Genomic DNA, 6,588 nt, shown 5'->3' with positions numbered 1-6,588 from the left:
GCCGCTTTACCCTGCCCCGTTCAATTGGGTAGGGCGCCTATTGCCCACAATAGGATAATTCGAACCGAGCGGCGTCGAGAGCGACAATTCGGAATTGCGGATGACGTTTATGAAACATCCAGGCTAGGCAGTCGGATTGAGGATGTTCAGGAAGGCCCGCACCACCGGCGCGTCGTCCTGCGTGGTGTAGGTGATGTACAGATTGGCCGACGGTGCGTTGGTCTTGATCGGCAAGAAGATCACGCCCGGCCAGCCGATGCGGCTGGTCGTCTCCGGCATCAAGGCCACGCCCAGGCCCGCGCCGACCATCGCCAGCAAGGTTTGCGGCTCGAACGCTTCCTGGAAAATCGTCGGCTGGAATCCGGCCTTGATGCAGCACTGGATCAGGTAGCGCGGAAAGGCCGACTTGTCCAGGGCCAGCGTCAGCATTGGCTGGTCCGCAATGTCGGTCAGCTCGATCCACGGCTGCGTGGCCAGCGGATGATGCTCGTTGACCGCCACGCACACATTCTCGCGGAAGCACAGCTCCTGGCGCAGGTTGTCGTGTTTGAGTTCATCTTCATCGAGCTTGGGCTCGCGCCAGAAACCCACGTCGATCTGCTTGGCGCGCAGCGCTTCGTACTGCACGTTCGGTCCCGATTCGTGCAAGGTCCAGGTCACGCGCGGGAACTTGGTCTGGAATTCTTCGAGCAGGCTGGGAATCGGTCCCCACATGGCCGAGCCGACGATACCCACCCGCAGGCGCCCGACTTCGCCACGGTCGATCTGGCGGATGGTGTCGATCGTCATGCGCATCCTGGCCAGCAGGTCCGACGCTTCCCCCATCAACGCCTTGCCCGCCACCGTCAGCTCGAAGGTGCGGGTGGTGCGCGCGAACAGGCGCACGCCCAATTCGCTCTCTAACTTCATGATCTGCTGGCTCAAAGGCGGCTGCGAGATGTGCAGCCGCTCGGCGGCGCGGCTGAAGCTCTTTTCTTCAGCTACCGCGAGAAAGTACTTGAGCTGTTTCAGGTCGATGGACATGGCGTATGGGATCGGCGGTTAGATCGGCTGCAGGCCTGGCAGGTCGCGCATGGCCACGGCCAGTTCGGCGCCTATCTGGGCGTTGTGCTTGACCAGTGCGATGTTGGTCATCAGGCTGCGCCCTTCGGTCAAGGTCTTGATGCGCGCCAGCAGGAACGGGGTGACGAGTTTACCGGTCACGCCGCCATCGCGCGCTTCGCGCAATGCCTGTTCGGTGATGCCGTCGATTTCATCCTTTTGCATCGCAAACGCTTCCGGCACCGGATTGCTGACGACGACGCCGCCATTGAGGCCAAGCTGCCATTTGGTCTGGATGAAGGCGGCTTGCTCCAGCGCCGAATCGAGCTGGAAGTCGGCCTTGAAGCCGCTGTCGCGCGTGAAGAAGGCCGGAAAACCTGGCTGGCCGACGCTGATCACCGGTACGCCATGCGTTTCCAGGTATTCGAGCGTGAGGCCGATGTCGAGGATCGATTTGACGCCGGCGCAGACCACCGCCACGTTGGTGCGCGCCAGTTCCTGCAGGTCGGCCGAGATGTCAAAACTCGTTTCCGCGCCGCGGTGCACGCCGCCGATGCCGCCGGTCACAAAAACGTGGATGCCGGCCAGCTGCGCGCAGATCATGGTCGCGGCCACCGTGGTGGCGCCCAAACGGCCTTGCGAGAGCACGTACGGCAGGTCGCGGCGCGAGACTTTCATGGCGTCGGGCGAGGTGGCCAGCAGTTCGAGCTGCTCGGCCACCAGGCCGATGCAGATTTTGCCTTCGATGATGGCGATCGTGGCCGGCACGGCGCCGGCGGCGCGGATGACGTGCTCGACTTCCTGCGCCATCGTCACGTTTTGCGGGTACGGCATGCCGTGCGAGATGATGGTCGACTCCAGGGCGACGATGGGTTTACCGGCGGTACGGGCGGCGGCGACTTCGGGCGAGAACAAGAGGTATTGGTGCATGGTCAGTCCTGGTAAAGAGCGTTGAACGGTTGCTGGGCGCCGGGGAGGGCGTCGGGATTCGGAATCTCGGCGAGGACTTCCGCCGTCAGGTAAGGGCACACGGTTTCTTCGCAGGCGAGCGTCATGGCCGACAACTGCAGGCCGCGCCGGCAGGCCAGGGTCATGTCGTCACTGCCCTGAAACAGGGACCAGCATACCGCAGCGGCAAAGGCGTCGCCCGCACCGGTGACGTCGACGATCCGCGCCGGTGGCGCGTCAAGCTGCGCGATGCCGCTGGCGGTGGTGTAGACCACGCCGGTGGCGCCGCGCGTAACGATGACGTCCTGTGCGCCCTGCGCCTGGATGGCGCGGCAGGCGGCCAGGAAGTCGGCGTCGGTCTTGAGCGCCGAGCCAATGCGCGTTTCGAGTTCGCCCTGGTTCAGGATCAGCAGGCGCAGGCCGCGCAGGTCGTCCGGCAGGTGCGCCATTTTCGGCTGCGACACCGCTACCAGCACCAGTGGCACCGAGCCGCGCGCGGCGTCGTCGAGCAGGGTGCGCAGGGTTTCGCGCGGCAGGTTCAGATCGGCCACGATCAGGGCGCCGACGGCGCGCTGCGGCTGGCGCGTTTCCAGGAAGGCGGGGGTGAGGGCGTCGTACAGGGCCATGTCGGCCAGCGCGAGCAGCATTTCGCCATGGTCGTCCAGCACCGCGGTGTAGGTGCCGCTGCAAACGCCGGTCATGTGCAGAGTGGCGCGGGTGTCGATGCCGGCCGCCTCGGCGTGCGCCAGCAGCGCCTTGCCGGACGAGTCGTCGCCGATGGCGGTGATCAGCGCGACGGGGGCCGACAGGCGCGCCAGGTTTTCGGCGATATTGCGCGCCACGCCGCCGAACGACTCGTCCTGGCGCGCGGGATTAGAGGTGCCCATCTTGAGCGTGGCGATGGAGCGCAGCTTGCGATCGAGGTTGGCGGCGCCGAGGCAGACGATGGGCCGGTTATCGGGCAGTACATAGGCGCGCCCGAGCAGGCGGCGGTCGCGGATCAGGCCCGCGATGTAGCCGGCCACGGCGGAGCGCGACAAACCCAGTACGCTGGCCAAGTCCTGCTGCGAGATGAAGGGATTGGCGCGGATCAGTTCGTACAACTGGTCTTTTTTGGAGAGTTCGGTCACAATAAGCAATCATTAAACAATTGTTTGTGATGTTAGACAAATGTCTTAGTGCTGTCAATCAATGATTGTGTCCTGCTCTCCTATAGTGTGCCTGAATCAATATCAGGGGCCAACTGATTCTAGCGTGTATTTATATGTTGCGCGTATAAATGAGGAAGAAAAATGGTATTTGCCATACATATCACCGATCATGCATAGTTATAATAGTTAGCGAACTCATTCTCCGCGCCGCCCGCATCATGCGCGCCGCGCGGCAGCGCCCTCTCCGAACAGATAAGGAATCCACATGTCGAACAACACCCCCTTCGAAGCCGCCGATATCATCCGCGCCCGCAAACCTGGTTTTGAGCCGCGCGTGGCGATGATCCTCGGTTCCGGCCTTGGCGTGCTGGCCGAGCAGATGACCGACGCGGTCTCGATCGGCTTCGACGAACTGCCTGGCTTCCCGATCAGCACCGTGCACGGTCACGCCGGTGAGCTGGTGCTGGGCACTCTGGCGGGCGTGAACGTGGTGTGCATGAAGGGCCGCGGCCACTTCTACGAAGGCTACGGCATGGGCGTGATGACCAGCGCCGTGCGCACCATGAAGCTGCTCGGCTGCGAGATGCTGTTCGTGACCAACGCCGCCGGTTCGCTGCGCACCGAAGTCGACGCCGGCAGCCTGGTGGCCCTGACCGACCATATCAACTGGCTGCCCGGCACGCCGATGGTTGGTCCGAACGACGACCGTTTCGGTCCGCGCTTCTTCAGCATGGCCAATGCCTACGACAGCGATATCCGCAACGTGGTCAAGGAGACCGCCGCCGCCAAGGGCATCACCTTGCATGAAGGTGTGTTTATCGCGTATCCGGGTCCGAACTTCGAGACCGCCGCCGAAATCCGCATGATGGCCAAGCTGGGTGCCGACGTGGTGGGCATGTCGGTGGTGCCGGAAGTGGTGTCGGCGCGTCACTGCGGTTTGAAAGTGGTTGGCGTATCGGTGATCACCAACCTGGCGGAAGGGATGTCGCCGTTTCCGCTGTCGCACGAGCAGACCTTGAAGTACGCCGCCATCGGCGCCAAGGATCTGGTGGCCTTGATTCCGGCGTTCCTGGAGCGCGTTGCGCAACAACCGCGCGCCGCTGCCTGATTGCCGACGTTCTCTCGATGCCACTACCCTTAAGACCGTCTTCCCCGGCCTGGGCGGCCCCCTTGGCGGGGATCCATAGCACCTGTAAGCATCGGTGCTATGGGCCCCCGCCTTCGCGGGGGAGACGGAGGCAAACGGTAGCGGGCTTGTATTACATCTACCGTACCTGAACCTTTCTGAAGCGAGCGATCCCATGTCACGCGCATTTATCCTCCTGCTTGATTCCTTCGGCCTTGGCGCGACGCCAGACGCCGACAAATTCGGCGACGTCGGCGCCAACACCTTCGGCCACATCGCCGCCTGGGCTGCCGAACAAGGCAAGCCTATGCAGCTGCCGAACCTCGAACGCCTCGGCCTCGCCGCCGCCGCCCACCTGGCCAGCGGCGAATGGGCTGCGGGCTTCAACCAGCGCGACGGCTTCACCGGCGCCTACGGCGCGGCGCGCGAGCGCTCCACCGGCAAGGACACCCAGAGCGGACACTGGGAAATCGCCGGCGTTCCCGTCGAATTCGACTGGGGCTACTTCCCGCGCACCGTCCCATCCTTCCCGGCCGAACTGACCGACAAGCTGCAGCAACTGACCGGCGTGGCCGGCTACCTCGGCAACTGCCACGCGTCCGGCACCGACATCATCAACAAGCACGGCGACGAGCATGTCGCCACCGGCAAAATCATCGTCTACACCTCAGGTGATTCGGTGATGCAGATCGCGGCGCACGAAGAACACTTCGGCCTTGAGCGCCTGTACGCCGTCTGCGAAGCCGCATTCGAACTGGTCAAGCCGTACAACATCGGCCGCGTGATCGCGCGTCCGTTCCTGGGCGAGAACGGCAACTACCGCCGCACCAGCAACCGCCACGACTACGCCGTGCCGCCCCCAAGCGCGACGCTGCTCGACCACGTGAAAAACGAAGGCGGAGAAGTCATTGGCCTCGGCAAAATCAGCGATATTTTTGCGACCCAGGGCATCTCGCGCGTGGTCAAGGGCGTTGACAACATGGCCCTGTTCGACGCGCTGCTCAAGGTGGCCGACGAAGCTGGCGACAAGTCGCTCACGTTCGTCAACTTCGTCGACTTCGACCAGGCCTTCGGCCACCGCCGCGACGTGGCCGGCTACTCGAATGCGCTGCACGAAATGGACGCGCGCCTGCCGGAATTCATGGCCAAGCTCCAAGAGGGCGACCTGGTGGTGATCACCGCCGACCATGGCTGCGACCCAAGCTGGCCGGGCTCGGACCACACGCGCGAACACATTCCGATGATCTTCTTCGGGCCAAACGTGGCCGCGCGCGAGCTGCCGGTATCGAACACCTTCTCCGACATCGGCGCCACCCTGGCCAAGCACCTCGGCGTCAAACCACTTTCCAACGGAACCGCTCTGCTATGACTCACAATCCCGCATTCAAACGCAACGAGGCGGTTGGCCTCGATCTCGGCTGGGTCAACCAGATCAAAGTCAATCGCAACGCGTCGGACCGCCGCGCCGCCAGCCTGGCCAATCGCCGCACCGTTAAAAAAGAATACCAGGCCGCGTGGCTGATCAAGGCGCTGCAATGCATCGACCTGACCACCCTGGGCGGCGACGACACGCCGGGCCGCGTCGAGCGCCTGTGCATGAAAGCCATGCGCCCGCTGCGCACGGACCTGATGGAAGCGCTGGGCGTATCGAACCTGACCACCGGCGCGGTGTGCGTGTACCACGAGATGATCACCCCTGCCGCCAAAATTTTGCAAGGCCGCTTGCCGATCGCCGCCGTGTCGACCGCGTTCCCGGCCGGCCTGGCCAGCATGGAAACCAAGGTGCGCGAGATCGAACTGTCGGTCGCCGCCGGCGCCACCGAAGTCGATATCGTCATCACCCGCCAGCACGTCCTGATGGGTAACTGGCAGGCCCTGTACGACGAAATGGTCGCCTACCGCAAAGCCTGCGGCGAGGCGCACGTCAAGGCCATTCTCGCCACCGGCGACCTGCTCACGCTGGAAAACGTGGCCAAGGCCTCGTGGGTGTGCATGATGGCGGGCTCGGACTTCATCAAGACTTCGACCGGCAAGGAAGGCGTCAACGCCACCATTCCGGTCGCCCTGACGATGGTGCGCACGATCCGCGAATACCATGAGCAGACTGGCTTCCAGGTCGGCTTCAAGCCGGCCGGCGGCGTCTCAAGTGCCAAGAGCGCCTTGCAGTACCTGACCCTGATGAAGGAAGAACTGGGACGCGAGTGGCTGGAGCCGCATCTGTTCCGCATCGGCGCATCGAGCCTGCTGACCGACATCGAGCGCCAGCTCGAACACTACGTCACCGGGAACTACTCGGCCAACCATCGCCACGCGCAACCATAA

The 6,588-nt window shown here is 63.7% G+C and carries 6 protein-coding genes; 3 read left to right on the top strand and 3 right to left on the bottom strand.

The window, feature by feature from the left end; translation table 11 throughout:
* Positions 1-123: 123 nt before the first annotated feature.
* The 3 genes from F2P45_RS27580 to F2P45_RS27570 are packed head-to-tail and all read right to left on the bottom strand — an operon-like array spanning position 124 to position 3,119.
* A complete protein-coding gene (locus tag F2P45_RS27580; RefSeq protein ID WP_166881419.1) occupies positions 124-1,023 on the bottom strand; it encodes a LysR family transcriptional regulator in 900 nt (299 codons plus the stop codon).
* 18 nt (positions 1,024-1,041) lie between these two features.
* A complete protein-coding gene (locus tag F2P45_RS27575; RefSeq protein ID WP_166881418.1) occupies positions 1,042-1,971 on the bottom strand; it encodes a pseudouridine-5'-phosphate glycosidase in 930 nt (309 codons plus the stop codon).
* Positions 1,972-1,973: 2 nt separating this feature from the next.
* Entirely contained in the window at positions 1,974-3,119 is a 1,146-nt protein-coding gene (locus tag F2P45_RS27570) for a carbohydrate kinase (protein WP_166881417.1), read from the bottom strand.
* Positions 3,120-3,405: 286 nt separating this feature from the next.
* On the opposite strand from F2P45_RS27570, the gene xapA reads away from it, so the two are divergent.
* The 3 genes from xapA (at position 3,406) to deoC (ending at position 6,588) form a co-directional block, all read left to right on the top strand.
* Complete coding sequence (gene xapA, locus F2P45_RS27565) at positions 3,406-4,248, top strand: xanthosine phosphorylase (protein WP_166881416.1); 843 nt, start codon at positions 3,406-3,408, stop codon at positions 4,246-4,248.
* Positions 4,249-4,441: 193 nt separating this feature from the next.
* On the top strand, positions 4,442-5,635 hold the full coding sequence (locus tag F2P45_RS27560; protein ID WP_166881415.1) for a phosphopentomutase: 1,194 nt from the start codon (positions 4,442-4,444) through the stop codon (positions 5,633-5,635).
* Positions 5,632-6,588, top strand: coding sequence for a deoxyribose-phosphate aldolase (gene deoC / locus F2P45_RS27555; protein ID WP_166881414.1), 957 nt, complete (start codon positions 5,632-5,634; stop codon positions 6,586-6,588). The genes F2P45_RS27560 and deoC overlap by 4 nt, the downstream gene beginning before the upstream one ends.

It is taken from the genome of Massilia mucilaginosa (assembly GCF_011682145.1).
Classification (GTDB): domain Bacteria; phylum Pseudomonadota; class Gammaproteobacteria; order Burkholderiales; family Burkholderiaceae_D; genus Telluria_A; species Telluria_A mucilaginosa.
The sequence above is the reverse complement of the archived record's forward strand: the minus strand, read 5'-3'. Positions and strand labels throughout refer to the sequence as shown.